Source organism: Caballeronia sp. HLA56 (assembly GCF_054655155.1).
In genome coordinates this window covers 605,394-623,812 of the sequence record NZ_BAAHOB010000002.1, presented here as the reverse complement: position 1 = coordinate 623,812, position 18,419 = coordinate 605,394, and the positions used below count along the sequence as shown (strand labels likewise).

At 60.9% G+C, this 18,419-nt stretch carries 14 protein-coding genes; 5 read left to right on the top strand and 9 right to left on the bottom strand.

All coding sequences use genetic code 11. The features are described 5' to 3' along the window. Window positions 1–5 precede the first annotated feature (5 nt). Both ACYQ47_RS09230 and ACYQ47_RS09225 read right to left on the bottom strand, forming a co-directional pair. Entirely contained in the window at window positions 6–1,373 is a 1,368-nt protein-coding gene (locus ACYQ47_RS09230) for an NAD(P)H-dependent oxidoreductase (protein ID WP_250469280.1), read from the bottom strand. Between the two features lie 52 nt (window positions 1,374–1,425). After that, window positions 1,426–2,778, bottom strand: coding sequence for a GntT/GntP/DsdX family permease (locus ACYQ47_RS09225; protein ID WP_250494526.1), 1,353 nt, complete (start codon window positions 2,776–2,778; stop codon window positions 1,426–1,428). 402 nt (window positions 2,779–3,180) lie between these two features. Here ACYQ47_RS09225 and ACYQ47_RS09220 point away from each other — a divergent pair, with 402 nt between their 5' ends. Together ACYQ47_RS09220 and ACYQ47_RS09215 are read left to right on the top strand one after the other, a co-directional pair. Next, window positions 3,181–3,897, top strand: a complete 717-nt coding sequence (locus ACYQ47_RS09220; RefSeq protein ID WP_250511002.1) for a GntR family transcriptional regulator — start codon at window positions 3,181–3,183, stop codon at window positions 3,895–3,897. Between the two features lie 30 nt (window positions 3,898–3,927). Continuing rightward, window positions 3,928–5,535, top strand: coding sequence for an acyl-CoA synthetase (locus ACYQ47_RS09215; RefSeq protein WP_459905182.1), 1,608 nt, complete (start codon window positions 3,928–3,930; stop codon window positions 5,533–5,535). 10 nt (window positions 5,536–5,545) lie between these two features. Here ACYQ47_RS09215 and ACYQ47_RS09210 read toward each other — a convergent pair whose 3' ends face one another. Next, window positions 5,546–6,457 carry a LysR family transcriptional regulator gene (locus ACYQ47_RS09210; RefSeq protein ID WP_459905181.1) on the bottom strand — a complete coding sequence of 304 codons (912 nt, stop codon included), beginning with the start codon at window positions 6,455–6,457 and terminating at the stop codon, window positions 5,546–5,548. Between the two features lie 73 nt (window positions 6,458–6,530). On the opposite strand from ACYQ47_RS09210, the gene ACYQ47_RS09205 reads away from it, so the two are divergent. After that, the gene (locus tag ACYQ47_RS09205; RefSeq protein ID WP_459905180.1) at window positions 6,531–7,307 is read left to right on the top strand and encodes an NAD(P)H-dependent oxidoreductase; all 777 of its coding nucleotides are present in this window, start codon (window positions 6,531–6,533) and stop codon (window positions 7,305–7,307) included. A gap of 51 nt (window positions 7,308–7,358) precedes the next feature. On the opposite strand, the gene ACYQ47_RS09200 is transcribed toward ACYQ47_RS09205, so the two are convergent. Both ACYQ47_RS09200 and ACYQ47_RS09195 read right to left on the bottom strand, forming a co-directional pair. Continuing rightward, entirely contained in the window at window positions 7,359–9,512 is a 2,154-nt protein-coding gene (locus ACYQ47_RS09200) for a hypothetical protein (RefSeq protein ID WP_459905179.1), read from the bottom strand. Window positions 9,513–10,053: 541 nt separating this feature from the next. Further along, window positions 10,054–10,584 (bottom strand): hypothetical protein, encoded by a 531-nt coding sequence (locus ACYQ47_RS09195; RefSeq protein WP_250469272.1) that lies wholly within the window; start codon window positions 10,582–10,584, stop codon window positions 10,054–10,056. Window positions 10,585–11,039: 455 nt separating this feature from the next. Between ACYQ47_RS09195 and ACYQ47_RS09190 the strand changes: the two genes are divergently transcribed. Continuing rightward, window positions 11,040–12,896 carry a tannase/feruloyl esterase family alpha/beta hydrolase gene (locus ACYQ47_RS09190; RefSeq protein WP_459905178.1) on the top strand — a complete coding sequence of 619 codons (1,857 nt, stop codon included), beginning with the start codon at window positions 11,040–11,042 and terminating at the stop codon, window positions 12,894–12,896. Window positions 12,897–12,941: 45 nt separating this feature from the next. Here ACYQ47_RS09190 and ACYQ47_RS09185 read toward each other — a convergent pair whose 3' ends face one another. From ACYQ47_RS09185 to ACYQ47_RS09170, 4 genes are read right to left on the bottom strand one after another with little or no spacing between them, the layout of a single operon-like run. Continuing rightward, window positions 12,942–13,847 (bottom strand): ABC transporter permease, encoded by a 906-nt coding sequence (locus tag ACYQ47_RS09185; protein WP_284503942.1) that lies wholly within the window; start codon window positions 13,845–13,847, stop codon window positions 12,942–12,944. 1 nt (window position 13,848) lies between these two features. Beyond that, window positions 13,849–14,763 carry an ABC transporter permease gene (locus ACYQ47_RS09180; protein ID WP_244830873.1) on the bottom strand — a complete coding sequence of 305 codons (915 nt, stop codon included), beginning with the start codon at window positions 14,761–14,763 and terminating at the stop codon, window positions 13,849–13,851. Window positions 14,764–14,807: 44 nt separating this feature from the next. Beyond that, a complete protein-coding gene (locus ACYQ47_RS09175; protein ID WP_244830874.1) occupies window positions 14,808–16,121 on the bottom strand; it encodes an ABC transporter substrate-binding protein in 1,314 nt (437 codons plus the stop codon). A 48-nt stretch (window positions 16,122–16,169) separates the two neighbouring features. After that, window positions 16,170–17,225, bottom strand: a complete 1,056-nt coding sequence (locus tag ACYQ47_RS09170; protein ID WP_459905176.1) for an ABC transporter ATP-binding protein — start codon at window positions 17,223–17,225, stop codon at window positions 16,170–16,172. A gap of 251 nt (window positions 17,226–17,476) precedes the next feature. On the opposite strand from ACYQ47_RS09170, the gene ACYQ47_RS09165 reads away from it, so the two are divergent. Further along, window positions 17,477–18,415, top strand: a complete 939-nt coding sequence (locus tag ACYQ47_RS09165) for a polysaccharide deacetylase family protein (RefSeq protein ID WP_459905175.1) — start codon at window positions 17,477–17,479, stop codon at window positions 18,413–18,415. Window positions 18,416–18,419: the final 4 nt, after the last annotated feature.

The window sequence follows — 18,419 nt, the reverse complement described above, 5'->3', positions numbered from 1 at the left end:
GCCGTTTATAGCGACGGATTGCGCTTCCACGCTTCGTAAAGCGCCGAGCCTTGCAAGTCGAGCGCATCGAGCGGAACGAGGTCGCCCTGCTTTACATCGGCGAGAAGACGCTTGTTGGCCGCGAGATAGAACGGCGCCGCGACTCCCGCCTTCGCGCGTTCGATGAGCAATGGCGTCGCGCCCTGAATGGTGTGATGATGACCGCCCATGGCAAGCGTCTCGCCCGCCTTGAAGTCGCGTTCGGCACGCGCCACCATTTGCGCGTGCGGCAACTGCTCCGCGCTGCCAGTCGGCTGATTGAGCAGCACCGCCGAAAAAATACTCATCGGCGTTTCGAGACCCATCAGGTGATACGGCAAGTAGATGCATGCATAGCGGCCGTTCTTGCCGACCACATGGCCCTTTTGCTTGAGCAACTCCCAGGTTTCCTCGTCCTTGCAGCGCACGATGACGAACACGCCGCCACCGAAGCTCAGATCGTCCGGACGACGCAGGCAGTTGAAGACATCGACCACGCCGGTGCGCTCTAGAATGCCGCCGTCTTCCTTCGGCACGAAGATATCGGCGAGTTCATTCAAGCGCGCGAGCGGATAGTTGAGCGCATCGGCAGCCGGCACGAAGCCGGTCGAATTGGCGACGACGTTCATCTCGCAGTAATCGGGCGTCGCGCTTTGCGGCAGCATCGAGAGCGCCTTGCTACGGGCGGCGAGCGTCGCGGCGATATCGTCGCCTGGCGTCCAGCACGCATCGAGCGAGACTTCGTGGCGTTGATCGAGATAGTCGATGGTATGCGCGTCCGGATCGTAGATGAAGTCGTACTCGCTCGACTTGCCAGCCACGATCACTTCGAAACCGAGCACGCGCGCCCACGTCACGAGGCCGATTAGATTGCTCGGCTGATCGCCGTCGGGCGTCGTGTACGTCACGCCGTTTTCGAGCGCGAGCCGGTTCAGATACGGGCCCACGACCGAATCGGTTTCCTTGGTCGCCATCGCCACGTGCACGCCGCGCTTCAATGCGTTCTCGGCGATCTGCACGCTCACTTCAGGATGCCCCGTCGCTTCCACGACGATATCGAGCTCCACGTTCTTCAACAGCAGATGGTCGCCCACCAGCGCGATACGGCCATCGGCGCGAGCGGCGCGCACGTCGTCGGCGTTGTTGCAGACGCGCGCCGTATCGTTCGCGAAGCCGAGCGAAGCCAGGGCGGCGAGCGTGCCTTCGATATCGATATCGCACAGCGCGGCGATCTCGAGGCCCGGCAACGCGCGGCATTGCACGAGCAGCGAGCGGCCGAAGCCGCCTTTCGGACCGACGAGCGCCATGCGGATCGTGCGGCTGCCGAGCGACTTGAAGAGATGTTCGTAGTTCATGGCGATGTCTGTCCTTTAAGGCCTGATCTTGTGGGGAACGTGAACGGCACGTTTAGCCGATCACCGAGTTGATGAGGAGAATCACGCCGAGCGCGACGAGCGATTGAAACGAGACGAGCAGCGTCCAGGTCTTGAGCGTATCGGCGACCGAGAGGCGGAAATATTCCTTGAAAAGCCAGAAGCCCGAGTCGTTCAGATGCGAGAGCATCAGTCCGCCCGAGCTCACGGCGAGCACCAGCAGTTCGAGATTGACGCCGGGCGTGGCCGCCGCGATCGGCGCGACGATGCCCGCCGCCGTCACGGTTGCGACCGTCGCCGAGCCGATCGCGATACGGATCAGCGCCGCGACCGCCCAGCCGAGCACGAGCGGCGAGATCGACCAATGCGTGGCCCAATGCGCGATGGCGTCGCCGATATGCGTGGCGAGCAGCATCTCTTTCAGGCCGCCACCCGCGCCGAGGATCAGGATCACGGCGGCAGCGGGCGCCACGCTCTTGCCGAGGAGCTTTTGAATCTGCGGCAACGTGAGGCCGCTCTTGACGCCGAGCGACCAGATTGCGAACAGCACGGCAATCAGCAACGAGACGATAGGGTCGCCCACGGTTTCGAGCAGTTCGCGCATCGGCGTGCCGGTCGGCGCGTAGTTGCGGCCGAACGTGCGGATCATCATCAGGACCGGTGGCAACAGGACCGTGATGAGCACGAGCGCGAGCGGCGGCGTGGCGCGGCCGGCTTTCTTCTCGTCGGCGGCAGCGGGCGAATAAAGACCCTCGCCTGGCGTAACCGGCAGAAAGCGCATGACGAAGGCCGTGAAGAGCGGGCCGGAGAGAATGGCCATCGGAACGGCGACGATCAGGCCGAAAAAGATCGTGCGGCCCGCGTCCGCATGTAACGCGGCAAGCGCGAGCGTCGGCGACGGATGCGGCGGCAAGAGACCGTGCGAGACGTAGAGGCCGGCGGCCATCGGAATGCCGACGGCCATCAGCGGACTTTTCGTGCGATGCGCGATGGCGTAGACGAGCGGGACGAGCATCACGAAGCTCACATCGAACAGATGCGGCAAGCCGATGAGCAGCGACGCCGCGCAAATGGCCGCCGGAATCCAGCGCTTAGAACCGAGTCCGATGAACGCATTGGCGATGCGATCCGCGCCGCCCGATTCGAGCAGCAAGCCGCCGAGCATGGTGCCTAGTCCGACCACGAGCCCCACGGAACTGAGAATGCCGCCAAAGCCTTTTTCAAAGCTCTTGATGACGGCGGTAGGCGCGAGTCCGGCCGCGCAGCCGAGAAAGCCGGCCGTGAGAATGAGCGCGAGAAACGGGTGAAGCTTGACCTTCGTGATCAGCAGTACCAGCAGAAGGATCGCGATAACGGGCGCGATCAACGTATAGAGCGAAGGCGACATGAAGTAGTGCGGCTCGAAAAGCGTGGCGCCCCGCCAGTGTCGACGAGGTTTTCTTTGCGGTATACCGGACGAATGCGACGCCCGAACGATGGAGTTATTTGCCGAAAACACGGACGAACTACACGGGCATCGGCAAGAAACCCTTATTCAACGGTGTTTTCGGTTGATTGGCATGCAGGTCTCCAAGTCGCGTTCTTATAAATTTCGCAGGCGTCGGACGACGTTCTGCGCTCTGTCTAATTCTGGTATACCGAAATTTAGTTCTATCGTCGTGTACCGTCAAGTGCGGGATCGCACCTAGACGGGCCGATTGTCGGCCGCAAATCTCAGGTGACGCGTTCGCTGGTAAAGTGGCATACCAGAGCGGCCGAGGATGTCGCCGCGACGAGGGAACAAGCAAAAATGAAGGATTCAGACGACGAGCAGGAAGGCTTCGACAGCGCCGACGAGCCGGATTCGCTGCTCTCCATGCAGATTGCGCAACGCTTGCGCACGATGATCGCGACCGACGAACTCAAGCCCGGCGAGCGCCTGCGCGAGCGCACGCTCGCCGAACGGCTGACGGTCTCGCGCACGCCATTGCGCGAGGCGCTCAAGGAACTGGCGGGCGACGGCCTCGTCGTCGTGCTGCCTAAGCGCGGCGCGGTCGTGGCGGACCTGAGCGCGGCGGAAATCCGCGAGAAGCTCGACGTGTTGGGCGCAATCGAGGCGTTTGGCGGCGAACAGGCGTGTCGTTTAGCGACGGATGCGGAGATCGCCGAGATTCGCGCGCTCCATCACGAGATGCACGCGGCTTACGAGCGGCGCGACCGCATGAATTACTTCCGGCTCAATCAGGCGATCCACGCGAACATCATCGTGGCGGCCAAGAACGCCACGCTCACGCAAGTGCACGAGCGGCTCAACCGGCAGCTTTATCGCTATCGCTTTCAGGGTAGCGTGACGTCGGAGACGTGGCATACCGCTATAGATGAACACGAGATCATCGTGCAATTGCTCAACGCGCGCGATGGCGCGCGGCTGGGGGAATTTCTGAGGCGGCATGTGCATAGCACCTGGGAGCAGATTACGCCCGAGCGCGACCACGAAGTGAAGGAGCAGACGCTGCAACGCGTATGATCGAGGAACCCTCACCCACCACAAGAAACCATGCTGCCGTCAGGAGACACCTACGAAGCAGTCGATGCCGCCTTCACCTGGCGCATCCCCGCGCGCTATAACATCGCGCAAGACGTGTGCGACAAATGGGCGGACGGCTCGAACCGGCTCGCGCTGATCGTCGAATCGAACGATCTCTCGCAGCAACGCTATACCTTCGACGACCTGCAACGCCTCTCCAACCGCTTCGCCAACGCGCTTGCCGAACGCGGCGTGCAGCGCGGCGAGCGCGTGGCCATCTTCGTGCGGCAATCGGTCGAAGCGGCGATCGCGCATCTCGCGGCCTATCGCATGGGATGCATTGCCGTGCCGCTCTTCGCGCTCTTCGGTATCGATGCAATCGAGTTCCGGCTCGCGCATTCCGGGGCCGCCGCCGTCGTGACGGACGCCGAAGGCGCGGCGAAGATCGCGTCGATTCGCGCATCGCTGCCGGAGTTGCGCCACGTCTTCGCGACCGATGGCAGCGACGCTACGTTCTGGCCCGCGCTCGAAGCGGCATCGGAAGAAGACGCCCTCGTCGATACTTCCGCGGACGATCCCGCCGTCATCATCTATACGTCTGGCACCACGGGCAAACCGAAAGGCGCATTGCACGGACATCGCGTGCTGCTTGGGCATCTGCCGGGCGTGGAGATGTCGCAGCAGTGCTTCCCGCTCGACGCGACGCTCATGTGGACACCCGCGGACTGGGCGTGGATCGGCGGCCTCTTCGATGTGCTCTTGCCTTCGTGGCATCACGGCGTGCCGGTACTCGCGCGGCGCTTCGACAAGTTCGATGGCCACGCCGCGTTCGATCTGCTCGAACGGCATGGCGTGAGCCACACGTTCCTGCCGCCGACCGCGCTCAAGATGATGCGCGCGACGCCGCAAGCGAAAGCGCCGGCGCTCGCGTTGCGTTCGGTGGCGAGCGGCGGTGAATCGCTCGGCGAGGAGTTGCTGTCGTGGGGCCGCGCAACGCTTGGCGTCACCATCAACGAGTTCTACGGGCAGACCGAATGCAACGTGGTGCTCTCCTCGTGCGCCAGATGGTTCGAACCGCGCAACGGCGTGATCGGGCGCGCGGTGCCGGGGCACCGCGTGGCTGTCGTCGACGATTCGGGTAGGCCGCAGCCTTTGGGCACGCCCGGCAATATCGCCATTGCCGCGCCCGATCCCGTGATGTTTCTCGGCTACTGGCGCGACGAGGCCGCGACCGCGCAGAAGTTTCGCGGCGACTATCTGTTGACGGGCGACCTCGGCATGCTCGACGCGGAGGGCTTCTTTCGCTTCATCGGTCGCGACGACGATGTCATCACGAGCGCGGGTTATCGCATCGGGCCGGGACCGATCGAGGACTGTCTTTTGAGGCATCCCGCCGTGCGCTTCGCGGCGGTCATCGGCGTGGCGGATGAACGGCGCACGGAGATCGTCTGCGCGGTCGTCGTGCTCAACGACGGCTTCGAACCGGGCGATGCCCTCGTGCTCGAACTGCAGCAGCACGTCCGCACGCGGCTTGCGGCACATGAATATCCGCGCGAGGTGCGCTTCGTCTCCGAATTGCCGATGACGGCGACTGGCAAGATCATCCGCAAGTCGCTGCGCTCGCAGTTCACGTCTTAGCAATCGCGCGTCATACCGAACCGGCGATGAAGTCTCGCAACCACCGATGTGCCGGATCGCGATGCACGCGCTCGTGCCAGAACATCGACATTTCATAGCCGGACACTTCGATTGGCGCATCCACCACGTGCAGCGCCGCATCGTGCTCGACTAGCCGCAATGGCAGCATGCCCACGAGATCGGTCGATGCAATCAGCGAGCGCACGAAGAGAAAATGCGGCGCGGACAGCACGACGCAACGCGCGACGCCGAGTGCCGCGAGCGCTTCATCGGTCGGACCGAAGAAGCCTCCGCCGTCCGGCGACACGATCACATGTTCGAGCGCACAGAACTGCTTGAGGCTGGGTTTCCGCTTGAGACGCGGATGCCCCTTCTTCGCCACAAGCACATAGCGTTCGGTAAAAAGCGCCTGCCGATGCAGACCCGGTGGCGCGCCTTCGGTGATATGAAACGCAAGATCGATCTCGCCGCGTTCGGCTTGTCGCGCGAGACGCGGCGGCGTGGCTTCGAGCACGGCAATGCGCGTCTGCGGTGCGGCCAGCCGCAAGCCGTTTATCGCCGGCATGAGCACGGTGGACTCGCTGTAATCGGTTGCGGCGATACGCCACGTAAGCTCCGCGCTCGCCGGCTCGAATGCCTGCTCCGGCGACACCGCGCGCGCAAGTGCTGCAAGCGCTTCGCGCAATGGCTCGCGCAAACCCTCGGCGCGCGCAGTCGGACGCATGCCGCGCGGGCCGGGCAGCAATAGCGGATCGCCGAAGATATCGCGCAGTTTCGCCAGATGCACGCTCACCGAAGGCTGCGAGAAGTTCAGCCGTTCGGCCGCGCGCGTGACGTTGTGTTCGGCGAGCAGCGCGTCGAGTGTCACGAGCAGATTGAGATCGAGTCTGCGGAGAATATTATCCATCGAAATGCCTGGCATATTGACTATTCATTTCCAATATACCTTCATCCGCACTAGTCTGGCGGTCATACGAACCCGGAGAGTTGCAGCCATGAATGTGCTGATCGTCTATGCCCACCCCGAACGCCGCTCGTTGAACGGCGCCCTCAACGACTTTACCGTGCAGCGCCTGCGCGATAACGGCCACACGGTGCAGGTGTCGAACCTGTATGAGATGAACTGGAAGACGACGCTCGACGCGAACGACGTGCGCGAGCGCAACACCGACGCGCCGTTTCATCCCAGTCTCGATTCGAAACACGCGTTCGCAAACGGCCTGCAAAGCCGCGACATCGAAATCGAACAGGACAAGCTGCGCTGGGCCGACGCATTGATACTGCAATTCCCGATGTGGTGGTTCTCCATGCCCGCCATCATGAAAGGCTGGTTCGAGCGCGTCTATGCCTATGGCTTCGCTTACGGCGTGGGCGAACACACGGACACGCACTGGGGCGATCGTTATGGCGAAGGCATGATGTCGGGCAAACGCGCGATGATCATCGTGACGACCGGCGGTTGGGAATCGCATTACGACGCGCGCGGCATCAACGGCCCCATGGACGACATCCTCTTCCCGATCCAGCACGGCATGCTGTTCTATCCGGGCTTCGACGTGGTGCCACCGTTCGTGGTGTATCGCACGAGCAAGATGGATGAAACGCGTTTCGAGGCCACGCGCGATGCGCTCGGAGAACGGCTAGACACCCTCTGGGACAACGCGCCGATTGCTTATAGACGGCAGAATCATGGCGACTACCGCATTCCGCAATTGACCTTGCAAGACGAGCATGCTGCGGGACAGACCGGATTTGCCGCGCACGTCGAATAAAAAGAAGCGGGCTCCTTTTGCAAGAGGAGCCCGCTTTGCCTGGCACGAGGATCAGTTCGGGTCCGCGTACTTCAAGGTCCAGCTAAAGTTGCGTTGCGCGCCACCCGCAAGAGAGAAAGCATTCGTCTTGCATGCGAAGTTCGAATGCAACTGGCCGACAGGCGTAGTCGACAGCGGATTGGTGACACCGTTCGCGACATCGAAATTCGACAGCGCGCAAGCATCGAAGCCGCTCGTGGCATAGCTCGTCGCGGCGCTATTGGCGTACGTGACCGAGTTACCGTTCGCGCCCGCCGCCGTGCTTTGAAAGTCCGCGAACGAGGTAAAGTCCGTTTCCACCGCGAGCGGCGCCGCAAGGGTGGCCGAACTCAATGTGTCCGTACGCGTGATCGTGCCATGCGCGAAAGTCAGCACCGTATGCGCTTGCAGGTCGATATCGGTCGTGTACGCCGCGTTCTTGGTCGCTTGACGGAACTTCGTCGTATCGAAGGAAACGGTCACCTGACCGTTGCTCTCCTGCACGCTCAGGTTCTTGTAATACGTCACCGGGATGTACGTCTTGCCGTTGTACGTCACTTGCGGAATCAGCAAGGCGTAACCCAGGTCGGTCGTGCCGTAGATGAGCTTGTCGGAGAACGGCACCGGATAGTACGGCGAATACGAGTTGTAGTCCGGCGCCTGACTCAGATTCAGGTTGATCACACGCTCGCCATCACGCACCGTCAGCAACGCCGCGTTATACGGATGCGCGCTGTCGCTCGGCAAGTTGTAATACGTGAGCGTGTAATGAGGCAATGCATCGCGCCATGATTTGAAATCGCTGTCGCTCATGGGGGCTTGGCCGCCGAAGCCGAGCTTGCTCCACCACGCGTTGACGTACATGTACTGATGCAGCAGGCTGAAGTTTTCGCCCATCACGCGAGGCTTGCCGCGATATGTGTCCGTGCCGCGCCCCTTCACCCACATGTTCACGGACGGCGTCGGCAGGTTCGGGTCGTACCAAAAGGTGTCGAAGCGCAGCGCTGCCTTGTAGATGAACGTGTAGGCGACCTGCATCTCCTTGGCACTCAGCACGCCCGCGTTGGCTGCGGCCGTGAGAATCTCCATGAAAGCGGAATCGCCGTAAGGTCCGATCGAGCGGCCGTAGTTGAAGCCCTGCCCGTCCGGATTGATCTGCGGCAGAATCAGATCGATCGACTTGCGCAAATAGCCCTTCAATTCAGGCGTCAAATTCGCTTCGTTGCCCATCTCGAGACTGCGCTCGACCGTCTCCGCGATAAGCAGCGTGCTGTAGCGGTCGAAGCGCGCCTGATCGTAGTAGGTCGTATGCGTGTTCGATGCCTCATCCGAGAAGCCGCCCGACGAATCATTGCGGATATGCTTGGTTAGCGTGTAGAGCAGCGCATCGCGCGCGCCCATGGTCGCAACCGCCGGGTCCGAAGTGGAGACGAAGCCCGGATTGCTCCAGCCGAGCTTCTGTCTCAGCCCGGCAATGCCATATGACACCGCATAGTAATTCTGCGCCGTGTTGAGCGAAGCCACGTCGATAGACGCGCCGCCAGCCGGGCACGTATTGTCCTTGCCGCTTGCATCGGGGCCGAACATGTCGCAGAACGTGAGGCGGCCTTGCAACGTGTTGAGCATGGCATCGCTAAAGACTTCGTTCAGCATGCCGTTCGCCTTCAAATTGTTGAGGGCGACGAGATAGTAGTACTCGCCCCAGGACGTGTTCGCGTAGACGTAGTCGCCGCTCGCGGACTGCGCCATCATCGCCGTGGTTATTTTCTGATAGGTTGCGAGATAGTCGGCGTACTTGGGGTCGCCCTTCTTCTTCATGTCGATGAGGATGTAAGACAGACCGAGCGCCAGCTTGCCCGGCAAGAACTTGTCGCCCGTGTTGGTATCGAGTACGTGCACGGGGCTGCCATCGCCCAGATCCATCACGACCTGAGTGAAATCCGGCGACTTGCGGATGAGGTCGAAGAGCGCGCGCATCTGGCCCATCATCGTGATGGGGACGCCGGCGCCGGCGGGCACGCTCGTGTCGTTCGCGCCGTAGACCACGGCTTGAAGCGAATTAGCCGCCACAGCGGCGGGCGGCGGCGTGGAACCATCCGATGAGTCATGGCCACCGCATGCAGCGAGGACGAGCGCCGAGAGCGTGCCGAGCGCGAACGCACGCGTGATTTGCCTGTTTCGATTCATGTTGTCTCCGTCTTTAGTTATGAATGTGGGTAGTGCGGGGGGTTTCTTTTGCGCCTCCTTTTAGCGCTTGATCGACACCGGACGTTATTTGGCCTTCCGAAGTTTTTCATCGGAATCGGTGAAGATTAAAAATGATTTGAATGAAGCCCCGAGCTTGAGTCAGCGAACTTCATCGGAAAACGTTTTCCAAATTTAGGCTTTGTAAGCCGATGCTGTCAAACGTTTTATCCAACGACCTGATAGGGGATTACCCGGCACGATCAAGGCATGGTTTTGCATGGAATCGGAGTTTCCGAAACAAAAAGGAAACCGTTTACTCATTTCTCGGCTGCGAACCAAATGTGAGATTTCACCGCGAAGTGACAGGAAGATCGACTTCTGCGCGGGGATAAGGAAAGGCCGCATGCGTCTTCTGCCATGCCGTCTGCTTTCGCGCTGCAATAAGGGAATTTGAAACAGATAACAGCGAGACTCAATCCGCGAACGGCTCATGCGCCTCGAACGAGGCAAGCCGCTGCGGACCGATCGATAGGCTAAACGCCTAACGCACTTCCATCTTGCGCTTTACGATAAGCGCGAGCGGCACAGTGAAAAAGATATGCGACATGAATCCGCCGATGACGACAGCCGGATCATAGTAATTCGGATGATTGTCCGAAGCGATCATGATGGCGACATGCATCACTATCCACGCGAGCACGGCATAGAACAATGCGATGAACGTCGCCTCGTAGCCGCGTCGGCGAAAGTACGGCCAGACGAGTGCGAAGAGAATGCCCCAAGCAATGGCGAACACGAAGTGAATACCCGTGCCAATCACATACGCCCAAATGCCGCTCGCTTCCTGAAACGCTTTTCCGAAGACCAGCCCGGTCGCGTTACGCGGAATGCCCGCGAGGGGCATCAGATGCTGTACGCCTACCCAGATCAATGCTTCGTAGATCCAGATGACGACGGCGCCCGCGAGACCACCGGCTACACCGGCGCGTATGGCCGACGACGCGCTCGTGGGCTTGGGCGTTGCAATGCCGTTCGGAAACTGACTGCCGCTCGGATGCAGGTTGCTACTCATGGACGCTTCTCCGGAATGGTTATCAGGCGATGACGCAAGCTAGTCCCTGTGTTTGATAACGCAAAGGATGGGTAAACCATGCCCATGGGCCGGAAAATGCACGTCAGCGTGATTTGGCGCGGCGTTGCGCAGCAAGACCATGCGGTGCCCGATAAACAGATTCGATGCCTTCGAAGCGTTTTCGCATGAGTCAGGCGAAGCGTCTCGGTGAAGCCGCGTACGGCATGAAGGACGCTTTCCTTGCGTATCATTTGCCTTGCTATCTGTTTTGTTTATCGGCCACCGGAAGCGCGGTATGTCCGCTCCGCCTTGGTGCAGCATGCGGGCGCCGCAAACGTTGACGCTTTAGAGCGCCGACGAAGCAGGGTTGCCGGGTATACGCCCCCTCCCTATTGCGAAACTCTTTCGTCATCCTCCGTACTCGCTGGAAAGTGACCCGACGACCTCAGGAGACGATGATGCGATTACTCTGCAGCAACCCCGCCCTACTCAGACGATGCATCCGCACGCTTTATGCGTGGCTTGCTCTTTTGACGACATGCGTATTCATGGCGCCTCAAGCAATGGCGGCCAATTCAAGCGGTCTAGCCGACCTCCCCTCGATCCTTCCCGCGATGAACTGCGCGGCAGTCGCCACGCTCGATCTAAGCGGCGTCACCGATGGTACCGTCACCATCACCTCAGCCACGGTCCTTGCAAAAGGAACGGTCATCAGCAACCCCGGCATGCCTCAAGGCGCGACGGCTGGACCCGGACTGCCTTCCGAAGTGTGCGATATCAAGGGAACCATAGGCCCTGGCGCATCGCTCTTTGAATTGCGCTTGCCGACGCAAGGCTGGACGCAGCGCTATCTGCAAACGGGATGCGGCGGTCTGTGCGGCAATCTCTCGATCAGCGCGCCGATGGCATCGACCTGCGTGCCGGTCACGAACGGTCAGATCGCCATCTCCGCCACCGACATGGGCCACGAAGGCGGCAACGATGGCGCATGGGCGCTGAATCCGAAAGCCAAGATCGATTTTGCTTATCGCGCGGAGCACGCCACGGCGCAGGTATCCAAGGCGATCATCAACAAGTTTTATGCGCGCGCTCCGAAGTACTCGTATTTCGACGGCTGCTCAGACGGCGGACGTGAGGCGCTGATGGAAGCGCAACGCTATCCCGACGACTTCGACGGCATCGTCGCGGGCGCGCCGGCCAACGATCTGATCGTGCAGAACACGTTCCACCACGGCTGGGCGGCGGCGGTCAACATCGACCAGAAGACGGGCAAGTACATTCTGCTCGCCGACAAGTTGCCGATGATCCACGCCGCCGTGCTGAAGTCGTGCGACGGTCAGGACGGCGTGACGGACGGCATCATCGACAATCCGCAGGCTTGTCATTTCGATCCCGCGAGTCTCGTGTGTGCGAAGGGACAGCCCGACGCCACGTGTCTCACGCCCGCGCAAGCCGCAGTGGTGCGCAAGATTCACGATGGCGCGACGGATCAGTATGGCCGTCATCTCGAACAGCCGATCGCGCGTGAATGGGGTTCGGAATTGCAATGGTCGCTCTTCGTGCCCGCGACGGACGCCGGACCTAGCGGCAGCATCAACTTCGTGATGCCGTTCCTAACATACCTCGACTACTTCAACGACTCGCGCCCGAACGCCGCGTTCAGCGATCTGAAGTTCACTGTCGAATCGTTCTGGAAGACCGTGCAGACGTCGAACTATCTTGCTGCAACCGATCCCGATCTGAGTGACTTTCATCGACGCGGCGGCAAGCTGATTCTCTGGCACGGCCTGGAAGACCAGCACATCTCGCCGCAATCGACGCTGCAGTACTACGCGAAGATGAAGGAATACATGGGCGACGAGCGCGTCGAGAAGTTCGCGAAGCTGTATCTGTTCCCGGGCGTTGCGCACTGCGGCGGCGGCGACGGTCCCAGCACCTTCGACATGCTGACGCCCGCCATGGCGTGGGTTGAAACGGGCGCGAAGCCGGGCAAGATCGTGGCATCGCTCGTCGATACGACCGGGCAGACCACGCGCACGCGTCCGGTGTTTCCGTATCCGCTGGCAGCGCGCTACACGGGCTCGGGCAGCACGGACGACGCAGCGAACTTCGTCGCGTACAACCCCGGCAACACCAACGTGAATCCGCATTGGGTCGGCGAGTTTCTCTATTCGCCGGGCTATGAAGCGTCATGCAGCGCAAACGGATCGCAACTCGTGTGCAAGGGCGGCAACCACTGGCGCGCCGCTCATACCGGTCATGACGACGACAACGGCTGGAACGACGGCCGCTGGGAGCACGATCATAGGTGATCGCACTTGATTGCATTTGATCGCACGTGAGGAAAGCGCTGGCGCCTACTTCGAAGTCCGGCGCCTGGTCACCGCCCTCACGATCAACAAGCCGCCGACCATGACCGCCAGCGACATCAGCGTGGTCATGGTCCCGAGCGCATAGATGACCGGCGTGGTCACCGATGTCGTCAGGCCCTGCAATTCGAGCGGCAACGTATTCTGCTCGCCGATAGCCTGCGACGTCCGCGCGATTTCATCCCATGACAGCGTGAAGCCGAACATTCCCACGCCAATGACAGATGGCCCGATGATCGGCAACACTACATTCCTGAAGCTCTGCCACGGCGATGCGCCCAGATCGTGCGCCGCTTCCTCGTAAGCCGGATTGAAGCGGTTGAAGACAGCGAACATCACGAGCAAACCGAACGGCAGCGTCCACGTCAGATGGGCGCCGAGCGCGGAGGTGAAGAGGCCCATCGACGTGGTCCACGAATCCGCGAAAGAAGTAAAGCCCCACTCGTTCGCCAGATACTTGATCACGTTGTCGAGCAGACGAAACGTGAGGCCGATACCGAGCGACACGATGATCGACGGCATGATGAGACTCGCCACCGACACGTAGAACACGGCCGTATCGCCACGAAAACGCCTTCTGAAGGCGAGACCCGCCGTGACCGAGAACAGCACGGTCAGCACCGTGACCGCGAGCGCGAGCTTCACGGAGCGGCCGAACGAAGCCCAGATATCGATATCGCCCACACCCTGACGCAACTGCTCGAACCAGTGCAGCGAGACGCCGCGCATGGGAAACGTCAGACCGCCTTCGGGACCTTGAAACGAGAGAATGAAAATGGTGATGACCGGTCCATACAGGAATAGCACGAACAAGCCGAACAGCAACGCGAGCCAGTAAAAGCTGGCGGGCCGGTGCTCCCGATGTTTCTTCAAACCCGCAATGCCGCTGGCCATGTCAAAGCTCCTTCCTGATATCGACCACACGCGTGAGCGCCCACACGATCATCAGCACGACGGCCAGCAAAATGATCGCGTTGGCCGCCGCGGCGGGAAATTGCAGATAGCCCGTCTGCACCTGAATGATCTTGCCCACCGACGCAATCTGCTGTCCACCCATTACGCCCACTGTGAGAAAGTCGCCCATCACGATGGTGATGACGAAGATCGAGCCAATGACGATTCCGGTCTTCGAGAGCGGCAACACGACATCGCGGATCACCTGCCAGCCGCTCGCCCCGCCATCGCGCGCGGCTTCCAAGAGCGACTTGTCGATACGCATCATCGCGTTGAAGATCGGCACGATCATGAAGAACGTGAACAGATGCACGAACGCGAGCACCACCGAAAAGTTCGAATACAGCAGCCATTCCAGCGGTTGATCGATGAGATGCGCGTTGATCAGCGCCTGATTCACGAGCCCGTTACGGCCGAGCAGCGGAATCCACGAGATCATGCGGATGACGTTGGACGTCCAGAACGGAATCGTGCAGAGCAAAAAGAGAATGGTCTGCATGGCCGTGGTGCGCACGTGAAACGCGAGGAAGTACGCAATGGAGAAACCGAGCACGAGCGTCACGGCCCACACCATTGCGCAGAACTTGAGCGTCGACCAATATGTCTTGAAGGTCACGCAGACATCGGTGAAGGAGCTGCAACCGTCGAAGATCGCCACATAGTTCTTGAGCGTGAACGCCGGGATGATCTGATATTCGTTGAAATCCCAGAAGCTCACGATCAACGTGATCACGAGCGGCACGATGAAGAACAGCACGAAGGTGAGTGTGAGCGGCGTGGCCTGCAACCATGCGCTCACGCGCCGATGACGCTTCGGCGCTTCCTTCGCTTGCGACAGATACTCGACGGATGCCATCAGCAAATGCTCCTTGTGTGCATCATGTGAACCTCACGTGAACATCAGGCGGCGATGAACTCGTTCCACTTCTGCACCATGTAGATGTTCTCGTCCATCACCGCGTTCCAGCATGCAATGGCGCCCATGCGCTGGGTATAAGAGCCGCCGTCGCGCACCGCGCCGGTCTTTTCGAGCAATTGGCCATCGGGTGCCTTGATGTCCTGTGTCGCGGGCTTGCCTTCCATCCAGTAGTCCCACTCGTAAGCCTGCATGTGCGTCTTGGCCGTCTCCGTCACGCCGGGGTAATAACCCTGACGCATCAGATAGGCGCCCGCCCAGCCGTCCTGGAACCAGTTGACGAACTCATAGGCCGCATCGAGTTTCTTGCCTTGCAGCGAACGCGGAAAGCCGAAGCCCGACGCCCACGAGCGATAACCTTCCTTCAGCGGCTGAAACGTGCAGGCGATACCCATGGTGCGCACCTTCGTGACCGCGGGCGACCACATCGACTGAATGACCACTTCGCCCGATGCCATCAGGTTCACGCTTTCGTTGAAGTCGCGCCAGAAGGCGCGGAACTGACCTGCGCGCTTCGCTTCGATCAGCACCTTGATGGTCTGATCGATCTCGGCCTTGGTCATGTTGCCTTTGTCGCCGTACTTGACCTGACCCATCGCTTCGATGGCCATTGCCGCATCCATGATGCCGATAGCCGGAATGTTGAGCAGCGCCGCCTTGCCCTTGAATTGCGGATTCAACAAGTCGGCCCAAGTGTTGACGGGACGCTTGATAAGGTCCGGGCGAATGCCGAGCGTATCCGCGTTATACGTCGTGGGAATGAGCGTCATCCATTCGGTAGGCGTCGCGGAGAACTCCGTCGAGCGCGCGCCCTTCAAGAACATCACTTTCTTCGGGGCCGTGCCCTGATCGCCAATCTTCTTGCCGTTCACTTCGCCCTTCGTGAGCACCGGCGTGATCTTGTCCGCGAGCTTGATGCGCTTTGCATCCATGCCGGCCAGCGTGCCCGCCGGAATCAGCTTCTTGAGCGAAAAGTATTCGGTATCGACGATATCGAACGAGTTGGGCTGCGTAATGATGCGCTTGGTGACGTCATCGGTCGTCACCGGAATGTATTGAATCTCGATGCCCGTGTCTTCCTTGAACTTCTTCGCAATGTCCGCGCTCTGGTTGACCGCCGTGCCGAGATAGCGCAAGGTGATCTTCTCTTGTGCATGCACGTAAGGGAACCCGGCAATGCCCGCCGCCGCCACGGCGCCCTTGATGAAAGTGCGGCGCGTGCGGCCGCGGCTTTCCAGTTCCTCTTTGGTCTCTTTGATTTCCTGAGTCGCTTGCGGACGTGCGTTGTCATTGCTCATAGCCTTCCTCCTCGTTTCGGGTTTTGATGTGTTTGGCTCAAGCGCGCATCACGCCGCGAGCGGATGCGCGTTGCGTTGATCCCACCAGACGGTCACGCGCGCATCGGGGCCGAGGCGCTCGGCGTCGTAGTCGGCATCGCTGACGATAGAAACGAGTTCGGGGGAACCGTCGAGCGGCACGAGCGTCATGCGCACATGCGTGCCTTGATACTCGGCCTCGCGCACCGTGCACGCGAGTCCGCCGATGCGGCTCAGTCCTCCCTCGCCCGCGCTCGTGCCGGGCGTCGTGCCCTGCGGCGCGATCCGCAGATGATCCGCACGCACCGTGAAAAGCCCGCCCTTCGAACCGAGCACGTTATGGCCGCCGAGAAAGCGCGCGACGAATTCGGTACGCGGCCGGTTGAAGACTTCGAACGGCGTGCCGCTTTGTTCGATATGACCGTGACTCATCACGACGACGAGATCGGCGAGCGCCATTGCTTCTTCCTGCGAGTGCGTGACGTGCACGAAAGTGATGCCCAGTTCTTTCTGCCAGCGCTTGAGTTCGGCGCGCATCTGCACGCGCAGGAAAGGATCGAGCGCGGAGAGCGGTTCGTCGAGCAAAAGACAGCGTGGTTCATTGAGCAAGGCGCGCGCGAGTGCCACACGCTGCTGCTGCCCGCCGGAAAGCTGCGCGGGCTTGCGGTTCGCATAGGACGACATGGCGACGAGTTCGAGCAGTTCGCCCGCGCGCTTTCTGCGTGCTTCCTTCGCGACGCCGCGCATCTTGAGGCTGAAGGCGACGTTATCGAGCGCGGACAGATGCGGAAAGAGCGCGTAGCTTTGAAAGACCATCGCGGTGCCGCGTGCGGCCGGCTGTTCGCGCGTGACGTTGCGCCCGCCGATCAGCACATCGCCTTCGGAAATCCACTCGTGCCCCGCGATCATGCGCAAGGTCGATGTCTTGCCGCATCCCGAAGGACCGAGCAGGCAACAGTACGCGCCGCCGGGAATGCGCAGGTCGATCGCATCGACGGCGACGGAATCCGCATAGCGCTTCGTCACGTGAACGAGTTCGATATCGGCGGCTGTCGCGTGAACCACGGTTGATGCCGGCTGAACCATAAAGGCTTGTCCTTATGAACGCGCTGACGGGAAATGGCTTGCAGCGCGAAGCCATTGCAAGACATATGCCATTTGCTGTCGTGGTTCGGCTTCATCGCATGCAACGCGTAGCGCAGCATGCGTGTCGACACGTTGGCTCGCATATTGCACACGATCGCAAGCCTCGATCGTCGGCACGTCGCGACGCGAGGCGTGTACGTTCGCGGTGCGCAACAGGTCCGCCTTGGGGCACGACGTAACCAAACCGGTTCATGCATTCATCGACAATGAGCGACTTCAATCCCGATGTACTCCGATCGCACGGCCGTTTCGACTATCAAGCGATTCATCATGGCGAGCCGTATTGCTGGCCGAACGGCGCGCGTCTCGCGGTTTATCTCGGCTTCAACCTCGAACACTTTGCGTTCGGCGAAGGACTGGGGGCCGCGCTCGGACCACTATCGCCGCAACCGGATGTCCTCAACCATAGTTGGCGCGAGTACGGGAATCGCGTGGGCGCGTGGCGTTGCATTGAATTGTTCGATGCGCTCGACATGCCCGCGGGCACGCTCATCAACACGTCGCTCTACGATCATTGCCCCGAGCTGATCGAAGCATGTGTGGCGCGGGGCGATGAACTCATCGCGCACGGTCACACGAACGCCGAGCGTCAGAGCGATTTCGACGAAGCCGGCGAGCGCGCCCTACTCGCGCACTGTCGCGAACGCATCCTTGCGGAGTCGGGCGTAATGCCGCAAGGATGGCTATCGCCGTGGATCTCGGAGACGCATCACACGCCGGACCTCCTTGCCGAAACGGGTTACGGCTACACGCTCAACTGGTGTCACGACGACCGGCCCGTGCGCATGAAAACACGTCACGGCGCGCTGTGGTCCGTGCCTTATCCGCAAGAGCTGAACGATCTGCCGATGATCATGGCGCGGCATCTCGACATGTCCGCGTTCACCGACATGATCGTCGACCAGTTCGATGAAATGCTCGAACAGACGCAACGCGCGAGCACGCCGCAGGGCCTCGTCATGGGGATTGCGCTGCATCCGTATATCGTCGGGCAGCCGTATCGCTTGCGTCATTTACGGCGCGCGCTCGCGCATATCGCGGCGGCGCGCAACGACATCTGGCTCACCACGCCCGGCGCAATCGCGCGGCACATGGAACAGGCGGCGAGCACGGCCGCGCGCGCCGCATGAGCTC